Here is a 24,990-nt window from a genome sequence, read left to right as displayed (position 1 = left end):
TCTTGACCTTACTGGATCACACCGGTGTTGATGTCGCGGCCCTTCACGGCAGAGCTGCTCACAACGCGCATTTCAACTCCACCGTTGAAGCTTTGGCGCATGATGCCAGCCAGATGGCTTTGGATGCGAACTTTCTGGGTCAGGCCCTTACGCTCTGCGGCAAAGGCTTGCTCGCCGCCATAAGCTTTCAGGTCAACTACCATTTCGATCGGGCCGTGCAGCGCCACACCGGTTGCCGCGTCAATCACCGTCAGGGTGAATACAAGGTTGTGCACGCCGCCCACAGAATAACGCGCCTTTTCCGTCAGCGCGTGGAAGCGATGCATGTTGATATCAAAGTAAACAGGGCGCGTACCGTTCAGATGCGTCAGACCAGCGGTCACGCCGTCATCGACGATTTTGGCCACTTGCGCGCGGCGATCCCCGAACGGGTCCTCGCGCCAAACAATATCCGCAACAGGATAGTAACGGTTCGCTTCGGAGACACGCAGGTCACCGCTCACTTGGACGCGCACATCGGCAAGACGCCAGTCAGCGCTTTGCGCTGTCAGCTCGGCACCCACAACCGGGGCAGCGTCAGGCGCATTCCGCGTCGGTGTTTCGGAGAGCGGGCCTGAACCGGCACAGGCGCTCAGTCCAACGGCAACAGCGAGGGCGGCGATCATCTTGGTCAATTTCATTGTCTCAGCCTTTCCAGCGCACCGTTCTGGCGCGCGTGTTTATTAGAGATTAAGGGCAGGATGACTGTGAAATCGGGCCAAAATGAGAAAATCCCGGTCCGCTTTGATGGCGGAACCGGGATTTTGAATGCGCATTGCTACGCCCCAGCGGGGCAGTTTGGCAATGGAATTAGGCGGTTTTGGAGCCGGCCAATACTGGAGTCGTGAATTTGGAAACGATCCAAGCGCGGGCAGAAGCGATCATTGCGGCGGTGTAGTCGGCACGCATTTTACGGGCTTCAAGCTCGATGGCTTCAAGGTCGATACGGGAGGAGTCAAAATCGGTCATATCTAGGGTCCTGTTTGTCTGTTCGTTGATACAAAGATAGGTCAGCGATGCTGCCTCGACACCTCCCAAAACCCGAAATGCCGCCATGCAGCATTTGCATATCTCCCGCCTAACCCTTTGACCTTACGTTATCCTTCACGCATCTGCGCTGCGGCCGCCCGCGCGCCTGATACGATCCATGACAGCTCGGACCCCAGAACGTACATGGTAAACCCATATGGTTCGAGCGAGCGACCAGTCGCGGCATCCGGCGCCCAAGTGGCATAGGTAATCCCCGCCTCGCGCGCCGCGTCACCGACTGTGGTCATGGCATTGCGCAGGTTGTCATTGTCGGTTGACGTCTCACCGTAAGACACCGACAAATCCGAAGGGCCAATGAACACGCCGTCAACGCCCTCTGCGCCCGCAATCTGTGCGATCGCGTCCACGCCTTCCGGCTCTTCGATCTGGACGATCACCACGGTTTCACGGCGGGACTGCTCCAGCACATCCGCCATAGAACGCGTCGCGTAGCCCGCCCAACGCGTAGAGCCCGCAAAGCCACGTCCGCCAAGCCCGAACCGTGTCGCCTTCGCCACCGCGCGCGCCTTCTCGGCGCTGTCCACATGGGGCACCACGACGCCCACGGCGCCTGCATCCATCGCTTTCAGGATGTCGTCGGCACCAGCCGACGGCACCCGCACCAAGGTTGGAAAGTCCAGCGCCCGCGCCACCGCGAGGCAGGCATCCATGCGCATCCGGTCCCAAGAGGAATGCTCCGCGTCCAGACAAATGAAATCCAGACCGGACACCGCTAGAACCTCGATAATCTCAACCGACGGCGTTTTGACAAACGTGCCCAGCAGCTGCTCGCCGGACAACATCCGTTCCTTAAAATTCGCAAACCCCATGTCTCGTCGCTCCCTGAAACGTTTGCCCCCATAAGAGGGATAAATCGCAGGACTGGCAACCAACCCCGTGGCTGCTACGTTGGGGGGTATGGTTATGCAATTTCGCCCCGAGGGGATTTTTTGCCCCGCTGGGGACTTCTATATCGACCCGTGGCGTCCGGTCCCCCGTGCGCTGATCACGCATGGCCATTCCGACCACGCCCGATGGGGCCATGGCAGCTACCTTGCCACCGAAGCCGCCGCCCCGGTCATGCGGCTGCGCTTGGGCGACATCACGCTTGATACGATCGCCTACGGCGTGTCCCGCCAGATTGGTGAGGCCAAGGTGTCGTTTCATCCGGCCGGCCACGTCCCCGGCTCTGCCCAAATTCGCGTTGAGGTGGCGGGTGAAGTATGGGTCGCGTCCGGCGACTACAAAACCACTGATGACGGCTTTTCCGAACCATTCGAGCCTATCCCCTGCCACGCATTCATTACCGAAAGCACGTTCGGGCTTCCGGTCTTCAAATGGGACACGCAGGACGACGTAATCGCCCAGATCAACGCATGGTGGGCGGCAAACAAGGCTGCGGGTCGCTTTTCAATCCTCGGGGCCTACGCCTTAGGTAAGGCCCAGCGCATTCTCGCGAATGTCGATACCTCAATCGGCCCGATCCTGACGCACGGCGCCATCGAGAACACCAACGAGGTGCTTCGCCTTCAGGGCTTGCGACTGCCCGAGACAATCCGCGTAACCCCTGAGACCGACCTCAAAGCCCTCCGAGGCGCTCTGGTTCTCGCCACACCGTCAGCCATGAACAACACATGGGTGCGGCGCTTCGGGCAAGCCTCCACCGCGTTTGCCTCCGGCTGGATGTCGATGCGCGGGCACCGCCGCCGCCGGTCTGCCGACAGGGGCTTTGTGATGTCGGATCACGCGGACTGGGACGGCCTGAACGCCGCCATCAAGGCCACGGGGGCGGAGCGTGTCTTTGTCACCCACGGCTACACCTCGCAATTCTCCCGCTGGCTGACCGAACAAGGCTACGATGCGGGCGTGGTCGAGACCGAATACGAGGGCGAAAGCCTGGATACGGCCGATACGACGGAGACGGAGGGCACCGAATGATTTCGCAAGAGCAAAAAGCCTTCAACGCCTTCGCGCGGTATGTGCAAAAGCCGATGTTGGCCCATATCCACAACCAACGGGTGTTGAACGGGGCTTTGACGCTCATGGCCTTCGCCATCAAACCGCTCAGCGGAACGCGGCAAGCGCATATATCGCTCGCAGGCATCCCCACTCGGCGCATGACCCCACCGCAAGCAGCCGGAAATACGCTGCTCTATATCCACGGGGGCGGCTTCACCATTGGCGCGTCGCTGAACTATCGCTGGCTGGCCGCGCGTATTGCCGACCAGATCGGCGCAACCGCCTATTTGCCCGACTACCGCCTTGGGGACCGCCACCCTTATCCGGCGGCGCCAGAGGATTGCCTATCCGCCTATCGCGCCTTGCTTGATCAAGGCGACCCCGCGACGATTGTGCTTGTCGGCGACAGTGCGGGTGGATGCCTGCTGCTCAACACCCTAACCCGCGCGCGAGACGCGGGCCTGCCGCTCCCCGCAGCGATTGGGCTCTTCTCGCCGGTAACGGATCTGTCCGGCTCTCTACCCAGCGTCAAAACTTTCCGCGATACCGACATGGTGCTGCCCGCGACATGGATCAAACGCGCGGTAAACCTGTATCTCGACGGGCATGACCCACGCGACCCGCAGGTATCCCCACATTTTGCCGACCTGACCGGCCTTCCCCCCGCACTCATTCAGGTGGCAGAGGGAGAGATATTGCGCGACGACGCGATCGCCCTGTCGGAAAAGCTGCCCAAGGCGCAACTGGACCTGTGGCACGGCGTGCCTCATGGCTGGCAACTCGCCGCAGGCCGCAGCCCGGAGGCTGATGAAGCCGTCGCGCGCATGGCTGCGTTTTTGAACGCTCAACTGCCATGAAACGCTTTGCCGACCTGTTCACTGCGCTGGACCAAACCACCAAGACCAACGCCAAGGTGGCAGCACTTGCCGCGTATTTCCGCGCCGCGCCCGACAGCGACAAGCTTTGGACCATTGCACTGCTTTCCGGTCGTCGCCCCAAGCGTGGCGTGACGACAACATTGCTGCGGGAATGGGCGGCAGAGGTCGCGGATATCCCGCTCTGGTTGTTTGAAGAAAGCTACCCCATCGTCGGGGATCTGTCAGAGACCATCGCTCTTGTCCTGCCTCCTGCAACAGGCACCAGCGACCGCTCGCTCACCGACTGGCTGGAAACCGTGCGTGATCTTGGCGGCTTGGAGCCCGAGGCCAAGAAGCAGGTGGTGCTTGATGCTTGGGCCTCCCTGCCCCCGATCGAGCGTTTTTTGTTCAACAAGCTGATCACCGGCGGGCTGCGTATCGGGGTAAGCCAGAAGCTGATGACCCGCGCGTTGGCAACGGCGACTGACATCGAGGAAGCCACCCTCGCCCACCGCCTCATGGGGGACTGGACGCCCGCCACGACCTCGTTTCACGACCTGATCGAAGCCGATGACCCCGAGGCTGACGCGTCCAAGCCCTACCCGTTTTATCTGGCTTACCAGTTGGAGGATTTCGACGCACTTGGCGCCCCTTCCGATTGGCGGGCGGAGCGCAAATGGGACGGCATTCGCGGCCAGTTGATTATCCGCCAGCGCCAACCCTACCTGTGGTCACGCGGGGAGGAGTTGATCACCGACCGCTTCCCCGAATTCGCCATCGCCCCCGATTTCATCCCAGACGGAACCGTATTCGACGGGGAGCTTTTGGCATGGGACTACGACGCCAACGCCCCGCAAAGTTTCAACGCCCTGCAAAAGCGTATCGGACGCAAGACAGTGCCCAAAAAGCTGCTGAAAGACGCGCCTGTGATCCTATACGCCTACGATTTGCTGGAACATGGCGGCGAAGATCTGCGCGCCCAGTCTCTGGATGCACGCCGTGCGCAGCTATCGGCGCTGATCGACGCCCTCCCCGCAGACGCGCCTTTGCGGCTGTCCAGGCAACTGCCATTCCAAACTTGGGGCGACCTCGCCGCCATCCGAGACACTTCGCGCGACAACCTTTCCGAAGGCTTGATGCTCAAGAAGGGCGACAGTCCGTATTTGGCGGGCCGCAAAAAAGGGGATTGGTGGAAGTGGAAGGTCGACCCGCTGACCATCGACGCGGTAATGATCTACGCGCAGGCAGGATCCGGCAGACGCGCGGGGCTATATACCGATTTCACCTTCGCAGTATGGAACGGCAACGAATTGACCCCGTTTACCAAGGCCTATTCCGGCCTGACCGACGCCGAATTCCGCAAGATCACCGCATGGGTCAAAAAGAATACGCTTCAACGCTTTGGCCCCGTGCGGCAGGTGACGCCAGAGCATGTGTTCGAGATCGCGTTCGAGGGCATCCAAGCCTCCCCCCGCCACAAGTCCGGCGTCGCCCTGCGCTTCCCGCGGATGCTGCGCTGGCGGCATGACAAACCCGTTCAAGAGGCCAATACTCTGGATGATCTCAAGGACATGCTGGCCACCTACGGATGACGCGACGTTTTTGTTGCCAAGACGGCTGACGCGGCGAAACTGACGCGAACGTCACCTTGCCGGAGCCATCCCATGACCACCCACCTCGACGCCCTTACCGCCCTTTTGCACGAAAAGGCCAAAGGCGCCATCAAAGGCACTGCCAAATTGGTGATTACCGACCAAGGATCGGTTGTGTTGTCGGAAGACGGCGCGGTGCAATCAGATGCTGATGCAGACGTCACCCTGAAAGCCAGCGAAGCAGTGTTCCGCGCCATTCTGGACGGGGATCAAAACCCGATCACCGCCGTTATGACGGGCAAACTGAAGGTGGATGGGAACCAGATGCGGGCCCTGAAGGTCAGCGAAATCCTGACCTCCTAGGCCGACCTCAGCACCTGCGGCCGCTCGCCTGCGGCCCACGCGCGGGCGGCGTCGCCGAAGGCCTTGAACAGCGGTCGCGACACAGGGTCTTCCGCCGCGCGGTACTCAGGGTGCCATTGCACCGACAGGCTGAACCCCGGCGCGTCCTTGATGTAGATCGCCTCTGGCGTGCCGTCGGGGGCCAGCCCGTCGACTACCACGCGCTCACCGGCGGTTTTGATCCCCTGCCCGTGCAGCGTGTTGGTCATCACCTCGCGCGCGCCCATCAACTGATGGAAAGGCCCGCCCTCGGTGAAGCTCACGATGTGGCGCAGTTCAAACTTTTCTTCCAGCGTGCCGTCGGGCGGCATACGGTGGTTCATCCGGCCCGGAAGATCGCGGATTTCTGGGTACAGCGTGCCGCCCATAGCGACGTTCACTTCTTGGAAGCCGCGGCAAACGCCGAAAATTGGCTGCCCACGTTCAATGCAAGCACGGATCAGCGGCAAGGCGATCCGGTCGCGTGAGCGGTCAAAGGCACCGTGGGCCTCTGTCTCCGGCTCGCCATATTCTTCGGGGTGGACGTTCGGGCGACCGCCGGTGAACAGGAACCCGTCGCAGGCGTCCAGCAGGTCTTGGACATTGGTCAGAGAGGGGCAGGACGGCACAATCATCGGCAGCGCGTCCGCGACCTCTGCAACGGCCTTGCAATTCATGCTGCCTGCGGCATGGGCCGGATATTCGTCATTAATCAGGTACGAGTTGCCAATGATGCCAACTACGGGGCGTGCCATAACTCTTTAACTCCGCTAAATCTTCACGCTCTGTCTAGCGCAAGTGACTTCGCAGGTATAGATGCGCCCGCGCACAGAAGCTCTGCACGCGGGCAATTAGCACACGTCTTAGGCAGGTGACGTTGCGGGAGCTTAGGCTTCGCCCATTAATCCGGCAGCTTCGATCCCCGCCATCGCGGCAATTGCGTCATTGTCGGAGGTGTCGCCAGTCACGCCCACGGCCCCGATCACGTCACCCTTCTTGTCGCGCAACAGCACGCCACCGGGGACCGGAATGACAGCGCCGCCAAAGACACCGTTCACCGCATTCATGAAGTAAGCCTGCTGCTCGGCCCGCGCCATTTGTGCAGAGCCGGACATGCCCAGCATCACTGCGCCGTAGGCTTTGCCGCGCGCGATATCGAAACGGCCCGGGGACGCGCCATCTTCGCGCTCGAACGCTTGGACATGACCGCCCGCATCCAGCACCACGACCGAGAGCGGTTTCAGCTCAAGTTCTTGGCCCTTTGCCAGCGCCTTGCGCACAATCGTGCGTGCCTTGTTCAGAGAAACTCCAGCCATTTCGGGCCTCCTATCAAATTGTGTATCAGGGCCGGCCCGTTACAGGCTGGCTTTCAATTCCAGACGACGAGCATGCAGCACAGGCTCGGTATAGCCGGAGGGCAGAACACGGCCCTTGAACACCAGATCGCAACACGCTTGGAACGCGATCCCGTCAAACCCAGGGGCCATTGGCGTATAGCTCGGGTCACCCGCGTTTTGCTCATCGACCACGGCGGCCATCTTCTGCATGGCGCCCATGACGGCCTCCTCGGACACCACACCGTGATGCAGCCAGTTGGCCAGCGCTTGGCTGGAAATCCGGCAGGTGGCGCGGTCTTCCATCAAGCCCACATTGTTCATATCCGGCACTTTGGAGCAGCCGACGCCCTGATCGATCCAGCGCACGACATAGCCCAGAATACCTTGGGCGTTGTTTTCGACTTCGCGCATGATCTGGTCTTCGGTCCACATCCGATAAGTGGCCAGCGGAATGTCGAGGATGGTTTCCACATGCGCACGGCGACCACCCGCTTTCAGCTTCGCCTGCACGGCAAACACATCCACCTTGTGGTAATGCAGCGCGTGCAGTGTCGCGGCGGTGGGCGACGGAACCCAAGCGCAGTTTGCGCCAGCTTTAGGATGTTCGATCTTTTGCTCCAGCATTGCCGCCATCAGGTCGGGCATGGCCCACATGCCCTTGCCGATCTGCGCGCGGCCAGACAGGCCGCATTCCAGACCGATATCGACGTTGCGGTTCTCGTAGCCGCCGATCCAAGCCTTGCGCTTGATGAAATCCTTGCGAGAGAACGGCCCCGCTTCCATTGAGGTGTGGATCTCGTCGCCCGTGCGGTCGAGAAAGCCGGTGTTAATGAACGCGACGCGCGACTTGGCGGCGCGGATGCATTGCTTGAGGTTCACCGTCGTGCGGCGCTCTTCGTCCATGATCCCCAGTTTCACGGTGTTCGCAGGCAGGCCCAGAACCTTTTCCACGCGGGTGAAAATCTCGTCGGCAAACGCCACCTCTTCCGGCCCGTGCATCTTTGGCTTCACGACATAGACGGAACCGTGATGCGAGTTGCGCAGGCCGTCGGTCTTTTGCAAATCGTGCATGGCAATCAGCGTCGTGACCATCGCATCCATCAAGCCCTCGAAGACCTCGCCGCCGTCACGGTCGAGCACGGCAGGGTTGGTCATCAGGTGGCCCACATTGCGCACCAGCATCAAGGCGCGACCTTTGACTGTCAGTTCGCCGCCATCTGGCGCGGTGTATGTCAGATCGTCGTTCAGCTTGCGGGTGATCGTTTTGCCACCCTTCTCCATGACCTCTTCAAGATCGCCCTGCATCAGGCCCAGCCAGTTGGAATAGGCTTGCACCTTATCTTCGGCGTCCACGCAGGCGACCGAGTCTTCGCAATCCATAATCGCCGACACAGCGCTTTCCATGCGGACATCAGCCAAACCTGCTTGGTCATGGCTGCCGATCAGGTGCGTTCGGTCAAATACCAGCTCCACATGCAGGCCATTGTTGCGCAGCAACACAGCGCTCGGAGCCTTAGGGTGACCTTTGTAACCCACGAACTTTGACGGATCGGCCAGTGGCATATCGTCTACAAGCAACGCGCCGCCGCTCACATGATAACGCCGCGCGTCGGCGTGGCTGGTGCCTTCCAACGGGAACGCCTCATCCAAGAAGACCCGCGCACGGGCCACGACCCTCGCGCCGCGGCCTTTATCATAGCCTCCCTTTGGCGCGGGGGTGCCCATCGCGTCGGTGCCATAGAACCCGTCATACAAGCTGCCCCAGCGCGCATTCGCAGCGTTCAGCGCGTAGCGCGCGTTGGTGATGGGCACCACCAGCTGCGGTCCGGGGACAGATGCGATTTCAGGGTCCACATTCGAAGTGTCGATCTGGAAATCGTCGCCCTCGGGCAGCAGATATCCGATTTCGGTCAGGAAGGCTTTGTAGGCGGCATGGTCATGCACCTGATTTTGGCGCGCCACATGCCAGCCGTCGATCTGCCCTTGCAGCGTTTCGCGCTTTTCGAGCAGCTCTGCGTTGCGGGGCCCCAACTCGTGGGCGATCTCCGAGAAGCCTTTCCAGAAGTCGTCAGCAGAAACCCCCGTGCCGGGAAGCGCCTTGGTTTCGATGAACTCGGCCAACTGGCTGTCCACCTTCAATCCGTGCTTGTCTTTGCGCGTAACGGAGCTTTCGGTCATCTTGGGGTCCCTTTCGCTGGGCGGGGTGAGCGCCTGAATACAGTCGTAAGCTATCTAGAAAAAAAGTTTCCGATAGGCAACAAGTTTGGTAAAATAAAATTACCAATATCAAGAGGGCTTTGAGTTCCGGTTCGTGCGACACCGGTCAGAGCAATAGCGCACCTCGTCCCAGACGGAGGCCCATTTCTTGCGCCATGCGAAGGGTTTGCCGCAGGTCGCGCAGGTTTTCACCGGCAGATCAGATTTCTTGCGCATACGGCTCATGAGACATGATTTATAACAAAAAACCGGCCTGCCAATGGCAGACCGGCCCATAGTTGCGATGATGCTCGAGGGGAACTACTCAGTCACAACCACGGATGCTTCTCCGGTGCGACCATCAATTTGAACTTCGGCGCCGTCTGGCTCCCCGCCTTGATAGACAGTCCAGCCGATCAGCGCGACGAACAGCACCCCTGCAAACAGCAGACCTGCGCCCATTCCGGATAGCGGTCCGGCGTGACGGGTTTTCTGTTTCTCCAGATTGGTGTTTGGCGACGACATTGGTGGTCTCCTTCCGTTGTATCTGTGCGGCACGCGCTATGCGGTTGCGCGGCTTGCTTCACAGACATAACGTGCCGGCGCGACATAAGTTCCCTGATTTGTCGAACGGAGCCCCCATGAAAGACGCCAGCCCTGCCACTCCCCCCTTGGAAATCTTCCTGAGCGACTACACACCGCCCGCATATCTGGTCGACACAGTAGATCTGACTTTCAAGCTGGACCCGACCGCGACCCGTGTGCTGTCGAAAATCGCATTCCGTCCAAACCCTGATGCGGTCGACAAAACGTTCTACCTGCATGGCGAACAGCTCAAACTGATCTCCGCTACCATCGATGGCAAAGACGCGCAGGCCAAAGTCACTGATCTGGGCCTGACCGCGCAAGCCCCAGATGCGCCTTTCATCTGGGAGGCCGAGGTCGAAATCAGCCCGTCCACCAACACCGCGCTGGAGGGGCTCTACATGTCGAAAGGCATGTATTGCACCCAATGCGAGGCTGAGGGTTTCCGCAAAATCACCTACTACCCCGACCGCCCCGACGTGATGGGTGTTTTCACTGTGACAATCGAGGGGTCCGAGAAGGTTAAGCTGTCCAACGGCAACGACCTAGGCGATGGGAAGTGGCACGACCCATGGCCCAAACCCGCCTATCTTTTCGCGTTGGTCGCAGGCGATCTGGTCAACTTGCACGACACGTTCACTACGAAATCGGGCCGCCATGTGGATCTGAACATCTATGTGCGCGACGGGGATCTGCACAAAACCGCGTTTGGTATGGATGCCCTGAAGCGCTCGATGACATGGGACGAAGAGGTATATGGCCGCGAATATGATCTCGACCTGTTCAACATCGTTGCTGTCGATGATTTCAATATGGGTGCAATGGAAAACAAGGGGCTGAATATCTTCAACAGCTCTGCCGTTCTGGCCTCGCCCGACACCTCGACGGATGGCAATTTCGCGCGGATCGAGACGATCATCGCACATGAGTATTTCCATAACTGGACCGGAAACCGCATCACCTGCCGCGACTGGTTCCAGCTTTGTCTGAAAGAGGGTCTGACCGTCTTCCGCGATCAACAATTCTCGGGCGACACACGCGGTCACGCGGTCGAGCGCATCAATGACGTTCTGCAATTGCGCGCCCGCCAGTTCCGCGAAGACAACGGACCGCTGGCGCACCCCGTCCGGCCCGAGAGCTTTGTCGAGATCAACAATTTCTACACCGCCACCGTCTATGAGAAAGGCGCCGAAGTGATCGGCATGCTCAAGACCCTGATCGGAGACGACGCCTATTACAAAGGCTGCGAGCTTTATTTCACCCGCCATGACGGGCAGGCCTGCACCATCGAGGACTGGCTGAAATGCTTCGAGGACACCACCGGCCGCGACCTCACCCAGTTCAAGCTGTGGTACCAACAAGCAGGCACACCGCGTGTCAAAGTCGGCGAAAGCTATAAGGACGGCACGTACACGCTGACCTTCACACAATCTACGCCCGCGACGCCCGGACAGGACACCAAGGATCCGCGCGTCATCCCAATCGCCGTGGGATTGTTGAATGACGCAGGCGAGGAAATCCAAGCGACCCGAATTTGCGAGGTCACCGACGAAATCCACAAGTTCCGCTTCACCGGTCTTGACGCAAAGCCTGTGCCTTCCATCAACCGAGGCTTCTCCGCGCCAATCATCTTGGAGCGCGACCAATCCAACGAGGAACGCGCATTTCTGCTGGCCCATGACACCGACCCGTTTAACAAATGGGAGTCTGGTCGCGCACTGGGCCGTGATGTGTTGGTCCGCATGGTCACCGAGGATGCCACGCCCGATCAAGCCTATCTTGATGCGCTGGAGGCCGTGGCCCGTGACGACACGCTCGCCCCCGACTTCAAGGCGCTGTGCTTTTCCGGTCCGTCCAATGACGACATCCAACAAGCGCTCGTTGATGCTGGCGTAACGCCGGACCCGACCAAGATTTTCCTTGCGTCCCAGACCTTCAACCTGTCCATCTCGCAATCCCTGCAAGACCTGCTGCCGCGCATCTACGCGGAGATGCAGATCGATGGGCCCTACCGCCCTGTGGCTGAGGATATGGGCAAGCGAGACTGGGGCAACGCCGCCCTCGCCATGCTGTCGCGTCTTGACGGCGGCGCGCAGGCGGCCAAGCAATTCGCAACCGCTGACAACATGACCCAGCAACTCTCGGCTTTGGGATGCTTGTTGCGCGCTGAGGTCGGCGAAGAGCAAAACCAAGCCTTCTACGACCAATGGAAGAACGACCGCCTTGTGATGGACAAGTGGTTCTCCATGCAGGTGATGTTCGCCAAGCTCGACGCCGCCCCTAAGATGGCCAAAGCACTGACCGAGCATCCCGATTTCGACATGACCAACCCCAACCGTTTCCGCGCGGTGTTCGGTGCATTGGCGGGCAACACGGCGGGCTTCCATTCGCCCGATGGCTCTGGCTACGCGCTACTGGCGGACTGGCTGATCAAGCTTGATGCCAAGAACCCGCAAACCGCCGCCCGCATGTCCACCGCCTACGAGACATGGAAACGCTATGACGCCGACCGCCAAGGCATGATGCGCGACGCACTGGAGCGGATCAAAGCCGCCCCTAAACTGAGCGGTGACCTGTCGGAAATGGTGACAAGAATTCTGAACGCCTAAGGTCTTAGTTCAGCCCAAACCCCTGTTACCGATGGCGGAACATAAGCAACGAGACGAAGAACAAGCCAGTTTTACTGGCCATTCTTGGTGCCTTGGGTGCCGTGGCCTATTGGTATTTCCGATTGCGCGGCATCAGCGATGCCGGCCGAGATTTGGTCAATGTAGCTTTTCTGGAGTTGGACGACCTCCCGTCGCAAGAGACACGCATCGCGATGGTGCGCGAGCTGCAAAACGCGGCCCATGTCAGTTTGCACGACGCCGAGGAACTGGTGATCCTTGGTCGCTGGCTGATGACGGAATGCGGCGGACCGGAGCCTGCGGTGTCCCGCCTGTCGCGAAAGCTCCACAAGTTGCGCGGGACCGAGCATCTTGCCCCGTTGATGCAAGTGATCAACGCCATCGGCACCTCCGGAAACGCGCCCTTGTCAGAGCGCCAGATCAGCGCGCTCGACGACATTAAATGCGCCTTCAAAGTTTGATCCCGCTAATTGGTGAGTCGCGCAGCCGCTTTCCTAACCCACTGAACTTGCCACTAAAGCGGACCGTGCATCCCGCTGCGATCTGTGCGATGCTGCACCGCAGCACAACTTATTCGTGGATCACGTCATGTCAGGCACAGCGATCACAATCGCCCAGCAAAAAGGTGGAAGCGGTAAAACGACGCTAACCGCAAACCTCGCAGTGGCCTTCACGCGGCTGGGTAAGCGGGTGGCGATCATCGACACCGATCCGCAAGGCAGCCTTGGGCGCTGGTTCATGGCCCGCCGCGACACGCTGGAGGACCCGGGTATGGAGTTCTCGACCGCTTCCGCATGGGGGATCGAATACGAAGTCGGCAAGATGCTGTCCGATTTCGATCTGGTCTTGGTAGACACGCCGCCAAAAGCCGATAGCGACTTGCGGCCTGCCCTGCGCAAAGCCGCCCTTACCCTTGTCCCCGTGGCCACCAGCCATCTGGACCTTTGGGCAACGGAAGGCGTGCTGGACCTTGCCCGCCGCGAAAATACGCCCGCGCTGATCGTGCTGAACCGGACGCGCTCCGGAACGCGTTTGGGCCGTGACATTGCGGAGGCAGCCGCCAAGATCGACGCGGGGCTGGCCGAGGCGAGCCTCGCCAACCGTGTCGCCTATGCAGAGACCTTCGGGAAAGGTCTCGCGGTGCAAGATATCGCAGCCAAAAGCCCCGCTGGTCTGGAAGTGGCGGCGTTGGCGGATGAGGTTCTGGCGCATCTGTCGCAATAACCCTTCGCAGTTTTCTGATGACTTGCGCCGCACGCCATAAATCCGCCAGACTTGGATTGTTGAAAGCCCTTCAGGATTGATTTCAGGAGACCCCAATGGCCCGCAAGACCAAAACCGTGCTTATCACTGGCGCAAGCTCCGGCATCGGGGCAGCGACCGCTGTGCTGGCCTCCAAAAGCGGGTATGACGTGGGCATCCACTACAATACCGACCTGAAAGGTGCGCAGCTTGTCGCCCAGATGTGTGAACAGGAAGGCGCTGTCACGCACACGTTCCAAGGCGACGTCGCCAACCCAGAGGATGTCGAACGCATCTTCGAAGAATTCGACGCCGCTTTCCCGCAAATGGACGCGTTGGTGAACAATGCCGGCATCGTGGACAAGCCGCAGCGCGTGGAAGAAATGTCCTATGAACGTCTGCGCCGCATGGTCGATGTGAACCTGATCGGCGCGATGCTGGTGGCCCAGCAGGGTGTATTGCGCATGTCGAAGGCCTTCGGTGGCGATGGCGGCGTGATCATCAACACCGGCTCTGCGGCGGCACGCTTGGGCTCTGCCGGACAATATGTGGACTACGCGGCGACCAAGGCGGGCATCGACATCTTCACCAAAGGCATAAGCGATGAAGTGGCACCGGACGGTGTGCGCGTCGTCGCGATCCGCCCTGGCCTGATCGAAACCGCGATCCACGCGAAAGGCGGCCTGCCCGACCGGTGCGACGACCTTGCCGACACCGTGCCGATGAAGCGCCCCGGCGATGCCGAGGAATGTGCCCACACCATTCTGTTTTTGATGGGCGAAGGCGCAAGCTACATCACCGGCACATCCGTCGACGTGTCAGGCGGTCGTTAAAAAACCTTCCTAACTCTGGAACTCTTGCTCCGGGCAGTCGTTGTGTTGGCAGAACCAATGCAATTGCAAAGGAGCAAGACATGCCAAATATCGAAACGTCGAAAATCCTGATTCTGTCGACCCACGGGTTCGAGCAGTCTGAACTGGAATTTCCCCGCGACCAACTGCGCGCCAAAGGTGCCACTGTCCACGTAGCCACCCCTGATGGGGCAGCCATCAAAGGCTGGAACGATGGCGACTGGGGCCGCGAGGCGGAGGCCGACCTGTCGTTCTCTGAAGTAAAGATTGAGGACTATGATTGCCTCGTTCTGCCCGGCGGCCAAATCAATCCCGACCTTCTGCGCGTCAACACTGAAGCCGTGAACTTGGTGCGCGGCTTTGTCGAGCATGACAAGATCGTCGCCGCGATCTGCCACGCGCCATGGCTGCTGATCGAAGCGGGTGTCGCTAAGGATCGTGAGATGACCAGCTACCATTCGATCCGCACGGACCTGAGGAACGCTGGTGCCAATGTGGTCGACAAAGAGGTCGCCATTTCCAACGGCATTATCACCTCCCGCAGCCCCGAGGATCTGAAGGCTTTCGTGTCCAAGATCGTTGAGGAAGTGGAAGAAGGCGAGCATCACCGCGACGCCGCCTAACGATTGATACTGAATACTCCCTGCTGAACTTGGCCTGCCTTCCTTCTTGGAGGCAGGCCCTTTTTTGTTCAACAGATCCGGTTGCGCCTAATCGGCCAGAGCTTCGGGCCGTTGGGTCGGCTCAATCTCCACGAGGCGCTGTTCCAGCGGGATACGCTGCGTGATCGACCGCGGACGCGGGATGGGCTTGGTGTCGCTGAGCAGCTTGCAGTATTTCTGCCCGCGCAACCAAGATGCCATTTCGCGGCGCTTGCCGGATTTGGTCATCGGGCCCCAATCGGCCGCTACTCCGCCCAGCCGACCATTCGCTTTTCGTGCCACCGCGTTGTCGCGCAAAACGGTGTGGGTCATGATCCGGACTGCACAGCTGAGATTGGCAGAGCCGTTCTTCAAGGCCTCCCCCGACCCTACGCGGCATTTGTAGCCCCGCGCGGTGCCGGGCAGGATCTGTGTCAGCCCGTACCATAAGCCGCCACCGCCGACAGCACGCGGCTTCCACGTGCTTTCGTGTTTGGCCAGCGCGCTCAGGAAGCCGTTCCAGAACGCCGCCCGCTTCTCCAGCCCGTTGTTCTCGTAATTCGGGCACCAATCCGCAATGTCGCGCGGCACAGTCTTGAGCAGCGGCAGGCCATGGCCCTTCAGCGCCTCTAGCGTCGTGCGTGTCCAAAGCCGCCCCTCGGATCGAAAATCCCAGCGGGCACGCGGAATGTGATCCACACGCGGGATCGGACGCACCGGCTCTGGGCGGCGGGCCGCCTGATAAGCGACTTCGACCAAAGCGGCTCCATCCACAGGGTCAACCTTGGGGAGGGGATCCTGCGCGACAGCAGATCCGGCCGCGAAACAAGCGGCAATTATAAGTGCGTGGCAGCGCATGGAGAAAATGAAAATCAGAGATCGTTAACCCTGACAACAAAATGTTCAATCCGGGCACCCATCGTTTCGATTTGGGCAACAAACCGCCGTTCTTCAAAGGGTTGTCGACTGACCTTAAGTCAATTGCGGGGGCCAAAACAGGGTCAACACACAAGACGATGTGCCGTCCTGCAAACTCAAATCCCCCGTGCCACCCCTTCGGGACAATGAGCATGAAGGGGTCTTTGTCACCTTGCCCGACCTCCGGAATTTCACTAGAACGCGGACGACCCAGTGGAGACCCCCTCATGCTAGACCTGACCTACGAGACCCCGAAGCCCAAAGTGATTGCTGGTGCAAAGCAGGATTGGGAGCTGGTGATTGGCCTTGAGGTGCACGCGCAGGTGGCCACCAACGCCAAGCTGTTCTCGGGTGCGTCGACCAAATTCGGGGCAGAGCCGAACTCCAACGTCGCCTTTGTGGACGCAGGCATGCCCGGCATGTTGCCCGTGATCAACGAGGAATGCGTCGCACAAGCCGTGCGCACCGGCCTTGGGCTGAAGGCCCAGATCAACCTTTACTCTGCCTTTGACCGGAAGAACTACTTCTACCCCGACCTGCCCCAAGGCTACCAGATTTCGCAGCTCTATCACCCCATCGTGGGCGAAGGCGAAGTGCTGGTCGATATGGGTCCGGGTGTGGCGCGTATGGTGCGCATCGAACGCATCCATTTGGAGCAGGACGCGGGCAAATCCATCCACGACATGGACCCGACGATGTCTTTTGTGGACCTCAACCGGACCGGCGTCGCGCTAATGGAAATCGTCTCCATGCCTGACATCCGTGGGCCGGAAGAGGCCGCCGCCTATGTGTCCAAGCTGCGCCAGATCATGCGCTATCTGGGCACCTGCGACGGCAACATGCAAAACGGCAACCTGCGTGCCGATGTGAACGTGTCTATCTGCACGCCGGGCGACTACGAGAAATACCAAGAGAGCGGTGACTTCGCGCATCTGGGAACACGTTGCGAGATCAAGAACATGAACTCGCTGCGTTTCATCCAGCAAGCGATTGAGGTCGAAGCCCGTCGCCAGATCGCCATCGTCGAAGGCGGCGGCAAGGTTGACCAGGAAACCCGACTCTACGATCCGGACAAGGGCGAAACGCGCTCCATGCGGTCCAAGGAAGAGGCACATGACTACCGCTACTTCCCCGACCCCGACTTGCTGCCGTTGGAGATCGAGCAGGGCTGGATCGACGACCTAGCCGCCCATCTGCCAGAGTTGCCAGATGAAAAGCGCCTGCGCTTCATCAGCGAATTCGGATTGTCGGAATATGACGCCTCCGTGTTGACCGCCGATACCGCCGATGCCGCCTATTTCGAAGAGGTTGCCCAAGGCCGCGATGGCAAGATCGCTGCGAACTGGGTGATTAACGAGCTGTTCGGCCGTCTGAAAAAGGACGACGATAAGGCCATCGGTGACAGCCCTGTCTCCCCTGCCCAACTTGGTGGCATCATTGACCTGATCGCGTCGGACGCCATTTCCGGCAAGATCGCCAAGGACCTGTTCGAGATTGTTTACTCTGAGGGCGGCGACCCTGCCGAGATCGTCGAGGCGCGCGGCATGAAGCAGGTGACCGACCTTGGCCCGATTGAAGCCGCCTTGGACGAGATCATCGCCGCCAACCCCGCGCAGGTGGAAAAGGCCAAAGAGAATCCCAAACTGGCAGGCTGGTTTGTGGGTCAGGTGATGAAGGCGACGGGCGGCAAGGCCAACCCGAAAGCCGTGAACGAGCTGGTGGCGAAGAAGCTGGCCGGTTGAGAACTCTAGACCCAGTCGCCCGACAGAGATGTTGGGCGACTGTTTTGGGTCCTAACGTACTTTTTCCAGAAGGTCGGAGGGGATTAGGGCTTTGAGCCGCAACGGTGGGCTCTAATCTTAAGAGTAGTTCGTCAAAGGATCTTGAACTGGCTGCGAATGGCGGCGTCTTGGTCGCTCGATAGGTATTCAGGATGGTGATCCGCCAAGATGCGGCGCGCGCGTTCCCGCGCTACTGTCCTCGCGTCTTTTGCTCCGTTTTCGGCCCATGTGCGTGGCTCTTCGCGATTGGCAACGGACGGATAAAAATAGTCACGTTCCATCGCAGCAATCGTGTGTTCCCCCCCAAGGAAATGACCCGGGCCAAGAACCGCCTCGTTGATCGCATCAAATCCAAGGTTTTCTTCGGATACTTCGATCCCACGCAGCGCACGATAGGTATGCGAGTGCATCTCGTCGTCTAGAATGAAGGCTTCAAAACTGGCCCCCAGCAAGGACGCGGTCATGCCTGAACTCTCGTAAATCAAATTGCCACCCGCAAGGGCCGCGGCAAGCGAGCTTATCCCCTTTTCAGCGCCGTATTGCGCGTCGATTGCTTTGGCGTCCGTCATCGAACACGCCACGCCGGATGGCAGTCCCAACCAGTTCGACAGTTGCGCCGAGGCCGCATTTAGAACAGCGCTTTCCCCGCTCCCACCCGAGAAGGCGCCAGTGCGCAGGTCAACAACCAATGGCCAGTTGGAGAAGACCATCGGAAATCCGGGTTTGATCGCGTGAACCATAACGAGACTTGCCAGCGTTTCAGCTAAGGATTGCGCCAGAAAGCCAGCCATCGTTGCAGGCGCAGTCGCACCGGCTTGGGCGGCCGTGATGCATGACATCGGAATGTTGTGCTTGATGCACTCATAGACGACATCCACCGCGTCTTCCCCGTACCGCATTGGCGAAATCACGGGGCTGATATGCGCTTTCATGAAGGGGCGTTTTGAGAATTCGCCTTCGCCACCCGCCGCGATGTCGAGCATTTTGACGATCGGATCTATGTGTTCAGCCAAGGTAAACGACGTCGCCGTGGGTTTCGTCGTATTGCGCAACAAGGCGTAGGCGGTGTTCACGTCCAGATCGAAATTGTCGGGCACATCGGTCGCAACGCAACAGCGTGTATACCAACTTACATTCGCCAACGTGTCTTGCAGTCGCGTGAAATTGTGAAGGTCGGCAAGCGTTGACGGACGGTAGATACCGTCCTCCAAATCCAGCGTTTGAACGGCGGCACCGCCGGTCCCGAAATAGACCTTGTTGCCACCCACCTCGATCGAGCGGTTGTCATCGCGACCATGCAAGGCGAATGTCTTGGCCGCTCGCGCGATTGCATCCTCAACCAGAGGTGCCGGAAAGGTCACGCGACCTTTGCCATTGTCCTGCGCGCCAGCCGCAAGAAGGTCACGCCGAAGCCTGTCCGGAACTTCTCCCATTCCAAGGTCGGACAGCAGCTTTAAGGCGGTCTTGAATATACGAGCCAGATCAACTTCGGTCAGCGGCTTATATGAGCCGCCGATCTGACCTGGCGGGCACGGATCGACAATCGGTTTGGCTGCACGTTGAATAAGGCGTTGCGCGCGACCACCGCTGCGCCTCGTGGCTTTGCCCGTGGCGTCGGTCATGTGTTTGCAACTGCTGATGGGCGGTGCTTCATAAGTTGAAATTGGTAGGGCACAGCCGATAATTTTGACAGTGTTTTTTGAGGACAGGGATTCACGACGCTCACTTCGGGTTCTGCGCAATGAACGGCGGCTTCTTCCGAACCGCTTCTCTTTGCGACCTCTGTCGAATGTCAGCGGCGGCCGGGTTGGCATGTCAATTGATGTCGGAGGTCGGGACGAGCCGAGCGGCTTGCACTGTTTGGCGTGCTTACGCGTTTGATTTGTTTCAGGATAGGTGCCATCAAACGGCATGGAATTCTTGGACGTGAGTCATAACTCGACGCTTGTCGTAGCCTCGGTGGTGATCGCCATGGCAGCGAGCTTTACCGGTTTGACACTGTCCAAAGACCTTTCCAAACAAAGCGTATTGCGTCGCAAGGGATCTGTCGCCGCGTCCGCCGTCGCCTTGGGCGGCGGCATTTGGTCGATGCATTTCGTGGCGATGCTTGGGATCCAAATGCCGATCCTGTTTTACTATGACGCGGCCATCACGCTCGCATCGGCTTTGCTGGCAATCCTGATTGTCGGGACGGCCTTGCTGCTTTTGCATTTCCGCAAAAGGACACCACTCACAGTTTGTGCGGCGGGGGCCTTGGTAGGCTGCGGCATTCTTGCGATGCACTATATCGGCATGGCGGGGCTTCAGTTGTGCCGCGCCGTGTATACGCCTTTGGGGATTGGTCTGGCGGTCATCTGTGCAATCGGGTTGTGCATCGCGGCGTTCTGGATTGCCTATGGCCAGCGGACAAATCGCAGCATCTTGCTTGGGACGCTGTGTTTTGGCTTTGCCGTCAGTGCGGTGCATTTCATCGCCATTGCCGGAACCCGTTTCGTGGCGGTCCCGACATTGAATGAGTTCGGCCCGGTGATGAGCAATGAAGTGCTCGCAATCGGAGTAATCATTTCAAGCTTCGTGATCTTCGGAGGATTCTTGTGGATGGGCGTGACATTCCTTGTCGCGACCCCGCCGCAACAGGTCTCGTCGACGGTCCCCGAACCTGTCACGCCAAAGCCAGCCGCGCCCGAAGCCGCCCCCATCGCCCTGCGCATCCCATGCGAGCGCAACGGCGTCACACTTCTGATCGACCCTGCTCAGGTTGCCTTTGTGCGGGCCGAAGGACATTACACCAATGTCTATACTAACGACGCCCAACTGTTTTGCGTCTGGCCCATCACCGAAGCGGTCACACGTCTGACCCCGCTCGGGTTTATCAGAACCCACCGCAGCTATTTGGTGAACCCGACGCATGTGAAACAGTTCGAGCGTCTGAAGGACAACGGCGTCTGCCGTTTTGCCTCTGCCGATTTGCCGTCAGTTCCGGTGAGCCGGTCGAATCTGAAAGCCGTTCGCGACGCACTCGGCCTATAGCCATTCGCAACTCGAGCGGCCAAAGGCGCAGTTCGTGCAAAACACCTTGTATTTCGGTCGATAGCGCAAGCGCCCGCATACGACTGAGTCCAGCCTGCCCTTCTGACACGAAATTGCGGAACGGGAGGCGAAGCAATGATACCAGCGGCATTCGAGTATTACAGGCCGACAGACCTAAAGGGCGTGATCGCCCTTCTTCAAGAACATGGCGATGATGCACGCGTGATGGCGGGCGGACACAGCCTCATCCCGATGATGAAACTGCGCATGGCAGAAGTGCCGCATCTGATCGACCTTCAGGGCATCGAGGGGCTGGGGGGCATTACGATTGCCGATGGCACGGTCCGCATCGGTGCGATGACCACTCAGCACGAGATCATCACCTCTGCGTCGCTCACCGCCGCCGCACCAATCATGAAAGAGGCCGCGCTTCAGATTGCGGACCCACAGGTCCGCTACATGGGCACAGTGGGCGGCAATGTGGCGAATGGCGACCCGGGCAACGACATGCCCGGCCTGATGCAATGCCTGAATGCACAGTTCCATCTGACCGGCCCTGACGGGGATCGCACCGTCGAAGCACGCGACTTCTACGAGGCGGCCTACATGACCGACCGCGAGGATGAAGAGGTCCTGACAGCTGTGACCTTCGCTGCACCCGTGGGCGGCTATGCCTATGAAAAGCAAAAGCGGAAGATCGGCGACTATGCGACGGCTGCGGCTGCCGTTCAGATCAGCAAGGAGGGCGGGAAAGTCGCCACGGCGTCCATCGCCATGACGAACCTCAGCGACACACCGATCTGGTCCGAAGCTGCGGCGGACGCACTCGTTGGAACCGATTGCGGCGAGGCCGCGATCAAGGAAGCGGTGACTGCCATGCTAGGCGACATCGACCCGACAGAGGACAACCGCGGCCCCGTCGCATTCAAACGCCACGCCGCTGGCATCGTCCTTGGCCGCGCCATCACCCGCGCTTGGTCTCGGGCATAGGGAGGAACACACCATGTCAAACAAGATGCACGTCAAATTGAACGTGAATGGCGAGGATCACGAATTCCTCGCAGAACCGCGCGAGCTGCTGATCTACGCGCTGCGCGAAAAGCTCAACATCACCGGCCCGCATGTGGGCTGTGAGACATCGCATTGCGGTGCCTGCACCGTCACGATGAACGGCAAGTCGGTGAAATCCTGCACTGTATTCGTGGCGCAAGCCAACGGAGCCGAAGTCACCACGATCGAAGGCCTCGGCTCGCCCGATGCGCTGCATGTGCTGCAAGAGAACTTCAAAGAGCATCACGGCCTTCAATGCGGGTTCTGCACACCGGGTATGATCACCCGCGCGGCCAAGCTGCTGGAAGAGAACCCGAACCCGACCGAGGAAGAGGTCCGCTTTGGCATCGCGGGCAATATCTGCCGCTGCACCGGTTACCAGAACATCGTGAAATCTATTCTGTCAGCAGCGTCTGAGATGAACGCAGCCAAGGAGGCGGCACTATGAAGGACGAAATCACACGCGAAGATCGGGTCGCTGGTCTCAAGGGCATGGGCTGCTCGCGCAAGCGGGTGGAAGACGCGCGCTTCACCCAAGGCAAGGGCAATTACGTTGACGACGTGAAGCTGCCCGGCATGTTGCATGGCGACTTCGTGCGCTCCCCCTATGCGCACGCGCGGGTCAAGTCGATCAACATCGACGCGGCAATGGCGCTGCCTGGTGTGGTTGCGGTGCTGACCGCCAAGGACCTTGAACCGCTGGGCCTGCATTGGATGCCAACGCTGGCTGGTGACAAACAGATGGTACTGGCAGACGGCAAGGTGCTGTTCCAAGGCCAAGAGGTGGCGTTCGTAGTGGCCTCTGACCGATACGTTGCCGCTGACGCGGTGGAACTGGTCGAAGTGGATTACGAAGAGCTTGAGGTGATCGTCGACCCGTTTGAGTCCCTTCAATCGGATGTCGTCCTGCGCGAAGATCTTGACCCGACTGCACCCGGTGCGCATGGCCCCCGCAAACATCACAACCATATCTTCACGTGGGAAGCGGGCGATCAGGAGGCCACCGAACAGGTGATCGACAACGCCGAAGTCGTGGCCGAGGCCGAGATGTATTACCACCGCACGCACCCGTGCCCGTTGGAGACCTGCGGAGCGGTCGCCTCAATGGACAAGGTGAACGGCAAGCTGACGGTTTACGGCACCTTCCAAGCGCCACATGTGGTGCGCACCGTGGCTTCCCTGCTGTCTGGTATCGAAGAGCACAACATCCGCGTGATCTCGCCAGATATTGGCGGCGGTTTCGGCAACAAGGTGGGCGTCTACCCCGGCTATGTCTGCGCGATCGTTGCGTCCATCGTGACGGGGGTCCCGGTGAAATGGGTCGAGGACCGGATGGAAAACCTGATGTCCACCGCCTTCGCACGCGACTACTGGATGAAGGGCAAGATCAGCGCCACCAAAGAGGGCAAGATCACCGGTCTGCATTGCCATGTGACGGCGGACCACGGTGCGTTTGATGCATGTGCCGACCCGACCAAATTCCCGGCGGGTTTCATGAACATCTGCACGGGCTCCTATGACATCCCTGTCGCCTATCTGGGCGTGGACGGCGTCTATACCAACAAGGCTCCGGGCGGTGTGTCCTATCGCTGTTCTTTCCGTGTGACCGAAGCGGTGTATTTCATCGAGCGGATGATCGAAGTCCTTGCCATCGAGTTGAACATGGATCCGGCGGAGCTGCGCTCGATCAACTTCATCAAGAAAGAACAGTTCCCCTACACGGCGGCTTTGGGCTGGGAATACGATTCCGGCGACTACCAAACCGCATGGGACAAAGCCTTGAAAGCGGTCGACTACAAGGGCCTACGCGCGGAGCAAGCCCAACGGGTTGAGGATTTCAAAGCAGGGAAAACCCGCAAGGTGATGGGCATCGGGCTGTCGTTCTTTACCGAGATCGTCGGGGCCGGACCGGTCAAGAACTGCGACATCCTCGGAATGGGGATGTTCGACAGCTGCGAAATCCGCATTCACCCCACCGGATCGGCTGTGGCGCGTCTGGGCACCATCTCTCAGGGTCAGGGCCATGCCACGACCTTCGCGCAGATACTTGCGACCGAGATCGGTCTGTCCGCTGACAGCATCACGATTGAGGAAGGCGATACAGATACGGCGCCCTATGGTCTTGGCACTTACGGGTCCCGCTCCACGCCTGTTGCGGGGGCCGCCACGGCGATGGCCGGCCGCAAAATCCGCGCCAAGGCGCAGATGATCGCCGCATATCTCCTTGAGGTTCATGACGACGACGTAGAATTCGACGTGGACCGGTTCGCAGTCAAAGGCGCGCCGGAGCGGTTCAAAACGATGAAGGAGATCGCTTACGCCGCCTACAACCAAGTCATCCCGGGTCTTGAGCCGGGTCTGGAAGCGGTCAGCTACTACGATCCGCCCAACATGACCTATCCGTTTGGTGCCTATGTTTGCGTCATGGATATCGACGTCGATACGGGCGTGCCGGAAATCCGCCGCTTCTACGCGCTGGATGATTGCGGAACGCGGATCAACCCGATGGTGATCGAGGGCCAAATCCACGGTGGTCTGACAGAAGCCCTTGCCGTCGCCTTGGGGCAGGAGATTGCCTATGACGACATGGGCAACGTCAAGACGGGGACGTTGATGGACTTCTTCCTGCCAACGGCCTGGGAAGTGCCAAACTACGAGACGGACTTCACAGTCACCCCCAGCCCGCATCACCCGATTGGGGCCAAGGGCGTCGGCGAAAGCCCGCATGTGGGCGGCGTGCCGTGCTTCTCGAACGCCGTGCAGGACGCGTTCCGCCCGTTTGGCAACCGTCACACCAACATGCCGCATGACCACTGGCGGATTTGGCAAACCGCCAACACGCTTGGCATGCACGACTAAAAGCTCAGGCGCGGGC

General features: G+C 59.7%; 24 protein-coding genes. 14 read left to right on the top strand and 10 right to left on the bottom strand.

The features are described 5' to 3' along the window. Nucleotides 1–8: 8 nt before the first annotated feature. From BM352_RS08880 to BM352_RS08870, 3 genes are all read right to left on the bottom strand, one after another. The gene (locus tag BM352_RS08880; protein WP_090215531.1) at nucleotides 9–680 is read right to left on the bottom strand and encodes a DUF6778 family protein; all 672 of its coding nucleotides are present in this window, start codon (nucleotides 678–680) and stop codon (nucleotides 9–11) included. Nucleotides 681–849: 169 nt separating this feature from the next. Continuing rightward, on the bottom strand, nucleotides 850–1,008 hold the full coding sequence (locus BM352_RS18960) for an RSP_7527 family protein (RefSeq protein ID WP_175500652.1): 159 nt from the start codon (nucleotides 1,006–1,008) through the stop codon (nucleotides 850–852). A gap of 128 nt (nucleotides 1,009–1,136) precedes the next feature. Continuing rightward, nucleotides 1,137–1,898 (bottom strand): HpcH/HpaI aldolase family protein, encoded by a 762-nt coding sequence (locus BM352_RS08870; RefSeq protein ID WP_090215523.1) that lies wholly within the window; start codon nucleotides 1,896–1,898, stop codon nucleotides 1,137–1,139. An 88-nt stretch (nucleotides 1,899–1,986) separates the two neighbouring features. Here BM352_RS08870 and BM352_RS08865 point away from each other — a divergent pair, with 88 nt between their 5' ends. The 4 genes from BM352_RS08865 to BM352_RS08850 all read left to right on the top strand — a co-directional run bounded on the left by BM352_RS08865 (nucleotide 1,987) and on the right by BM352_RS08850 (nucleotide 5,839). Further along, the gene (locus BM352_RS08865) at nucleotides 1,987–3,006 is read left to right on the top strand and encodes a ligase-associated DNA damage response exonuclease (protein ID WP_090215521.1); all 1,020 of its coding nucleotides are present in this window, start codon (nucleotides 1,987–1,989) and stop codon (nucleotides 3,004–3,006) included. Further along, nucleotides 3,003–3,884 carry an alpha/beta hydrolase gene (locus BM352_RS08860; protein WP_090215518.1) on the top strand — a complete coding sequence of 294 codons (882 nt, stop codon included), beginning with the start codon at nucleotides 3,003–3,005 and terminating at the stop codon, nucleotides 3,882–3,884. Before BM352_RS08865 ends, BM352_RS08860 begins: the two co-directional genes overlap by 4 nt. Further along, nucleotides 3,881–5,476: an ATP-dependent DNA ligase gene (locus tag BM352_RS08855; protein ID WP_090215514.1), complete on the top strand. Its 1,596-nt coding sequence runs from the start codon at nucleotides 3,881–3,883 to the stop codon at nucleotides 5,474–5,476. Before BM352_RS08860 ends, BM352_RS08855 begins: the two co-directional genes overlap by 4 nt. A 72-nt stretch (nucleotides 5,477–5,548) precedes the next feature. Then, nucleotides 5,549–5,839: an SCP2 sterol-binding domain-containing protein gene (locus BM352_RS08850; protein WP_090215510.1), complete on the top strand. Its 291-nt coding sequence runs from the start codon at nucleotides 5,549–5,551 to the stop codon at nucleotides 5,837–5,839. On the opposite strand, the gene BM352_RS08845 is transcribed toward BM352_RS08850, so the two are convergent. The 5 genes from BM352_RS08845 to BM352_RS08825 all read right to left on the bottom strand — a co-directional run bounded on the left by BM352_RS08845 (nucleotide 5,836) and on the right by BM352_RS08825 (nucleotide 9,915). Beyond that, nucleotides 5,836–6,612, bottom strand: coding sequence for a gamma-glutamyl-gamma-aminobutyrate hydrolase family protein (locus tag BM352_RS08845; protein WP_090215506.1), 777 nt, complete (start codon nucleotides 6,610–6,612; stop codon nucleotides 5,836–5,838). The two genes, BM352_RS08850 and BM352_RS08845, sit on opposite strands and share 4 nt — an antisense overlap. A gap of 132 nt (nucleotides 6,613–6,744) precedes the next feature. Further along, nucleotides 6,745–7,173, bottom strand: coding sequence for a GlcG/HbpS family heme-binding protein (locus BM352_RS08840; RefSeq protein WP_090215502.1), 429 nt, complete (start codon nucleotides 7,171–7,173; stop codon nucleotides 6,745–6,747). A 39-nt stretch (nucleotides 7,174–7,212) separates the two neighbouring features. Next, nucleotides 7,213–9,372, bottom strand: coding sequence for a malate synthase G (locus BM352_RS08835; RefSeq protein ID WP_090215499.1), 2,160 nt, complete (start codon nucleotides 9,370–9,372; stop codon nucleotides 7,213–7,215). A gap of 108 nt (nucleotides 9,373–9,480) precedes the next feature. Next, complete coding sequence (locus BM352_RS08830; RefSeq protein ID WP_090215495.1) at nucleotides 9,481–9,636, bottom strand: DUF2256 domain-containing protein; 156 nt, start codon at nucleotides 9,634–9,636, stop codon at nucleotides 9,481–9,483. Between the two features lie 75 nt (nucleotides 9,637–9,711). After that, nucleotides 9,712–9,915 carry a hypothetical protein gene (locus tag BM352_RS08825; protein ID WP_090215493.1) on the bottom strand — a complete coding sequence of 68 codons (204 nt, stop codon included), beginning with the start codon at nucleotides 9,913–9,915 and terminating at the stop codon, nucleotides 9,712–9,714. A gap of 116 nt (nucleotides 9,916–10,031) precedes the next feature. On the opposite strand from BM352_RS08825, the gene pepN reads away from it, so the two are divergent. From pepN to BM352_RS08800, 5 genes are all read left to right on the top strand, one after another. Continuing rightward, a complete protein-coding gene (pepN, locus tag BM352_RS08820; RefSeq protein ID WP_090215489.1) occupies nucleotides 10,032–12,584 on the top strand; it encodes an aminopeptidase N in 2,553 nt (850 codons plus the stop codon). A gap of 101 nt (nucleotides 12,585–12,685) precedes the next feature. Then, nucleotides 12,686–13,063, top strand: a complete 378-nt coding sequence (locus tag BM352_RS08815; RefSeq protein ID WP_139229807.1) for a hypothetical protein — start codon at nucleotides 12,686–12,688, stop codon at nucleotides 13,061–13,063. Between the two features lie 127 nt (nucleotides 13,064–13,190). Continuing rightward, the gene (gene parA, locus BM352_RS08810) at nucleotides 13,191–13,826 is read left to right on the top strand and encodes a ParA family partition ATPase (RefSeq protein ID WP_090215482.1); all 636 of its coding nucleotides are present in this window, start codon (nucleotides 13,191–13,193) and stop codon (nucleotides 13,824–13,826) included. 95 nt (nucleotides 13,827–13,921) lie between these two features. Then, complete coding sequence (locus BM352_RS08805) at nucleotides 13,922–14,677, top strand: SDR family oxidoreductase (RefSeq protein WP_090215477.1); 756 nt, start codon at nucleotides 13,922–13,924, stop codon at nucleotides 14,675–14,677. Nucleotides 14,678–14,757: 80 nt separating this feature from the next. Beyond that, nucleotides 14,758–15,318, top strand: coding sequence for a type 1 glutamine amidotransferase domain-containing protein (locus BM352_RS08800; protein ID WP_090215473.1), 561 nt, complete (start codon nucleotides 14,758–14,760; stop codon nucleotides 15,316–15,318). 87 nt (nucleotides 15,319–15,405) lie between these two features. Here the strand turns inward: BM352_RS08800 and BM352_RS08795 are convergent, their stop codons facing one another. After that, complete coding sequence (locus BM352_RS08795; protein WP_245780944.1) at nucleotides 15,406–16,110, bottom strand: transglycosylase SLT domain-containing protein; 705 nt, start codon at nucleotides 16,108–16,110, stop codon at nucleotides 15,406–15,408. Between the two features lie 371 nt (nucleotides 16,111–16,481). On the opposite strand from BM352_RS08795, the gene gatB reads away from it, so the two are divergent. Beyond that, entirely contained in the window at nucleotides 16,482–17,996 is a 1,515-nt protein-coding gene (gene gatB, locus BM352_RS08790) for an Asp-tRNA(Asn)/Glu-tRNA(Gln) amidotransferase subunit GatB (RefSeq protein ID WP_090215466.1), read from the top strand. A gap of 131 nt (nucleotides 17,997–18,127) precedes the next feature. On the opposite strand, the gene BM352_RS08785 is transcribed toward gatB, so the two are convergent. Beyond that, nucleotides 18,128–19,657 carry a trimethylamine methyltransferase family protein gene (locus tag BM352_RS08785; protein ID WP_090215463.1) on the bottom strand — a complete coding sequence of 510 codons (1,530 nt, stop codon included), beginning with the start codon at nucleotides 19,655–19,657 and terminating at the stop codon, nucleotides 18,128–18,130. A 289-nt stretch (nucleotides 19,658–19,946) separates the two neighbouring features. Between BM352_RS08785 and BM352_RS08780 the strand changes: the two genes are divergently transcribed. The 4 genes from BM352_RS08780 (at nucleotide 19,947) to BM352_RS08765 (ending at nucleotide 24,974) form a co-directional block, all read left to right on the top strand. After that, complete coding sequence (locus BM352_RS08780) at nucleotides 19,947–21,065, top strand: MHYT domain-containing protein (protein WP_090215459.1); 1,119 nt, start codon at nucleotides 19,947–19,949, stop codon at nucleotides 21,063–21,065. Between the two features lie 135 nt (nucleotides 21,066–21,200). Further along, on the top strand, nucleotides 21,201–22,055 hold the full coding sequence (locus tag BM352_RS08775; protein ID WP_090215454.1) for an FAD binding domain-containing protein: 855 nt from the start codon (nucleotides 21,201–21,203) through the stop codon (nucleotides 22,053–22,055). A 13-nt stretch (nucleotides 22,056–22,068) separates the two neighbouring features. Beyond that, complete coding sequence (locus BM352_RS08770; protein ID WP_090215450.1) at nucleotides 22,069–22,563, top strand: (2Fe-2S)-binding protein; 495 nt, start codon at nucleotides 22,069–22,071, stop codon at nucleotides 22,561–22,563. Next, on the top strand, nucleotides 22,560–24,974 hold the full coding sequence (locus tag BM352_RS08765) for an aerobic carbon-monoxide dehydrogenase large subunit (RefSeq protein ID WP_090215446.1): 2,415 nt from the start codon (nucleotides 22,560–22,562) through the stop codon (nucleotides 24,972–24,974). The genes BM352_RS08770 and BM352_RS08765 overlap by 4 nt, the downstream gene beginning before the upstream one ends. Nucleotides 24,975–24,990: the final 16 nt, after the last annotated feature.

Origin of the sequence: Litoreibacter janthinus (genome assembly GCF_900111945.1) — a bacterium.
In the GTDB taxonomy this organism is placed as follows: Bacteria; Pseudomonadota; Alphaproteobacteria; order Rhodobacterales; family Rhodobacteraceae; genus Litoreibacter; species Litoreibacter janthinus.
This window is presented reverse-complemented; position numbering and strand designations above follow the sequence as displayed.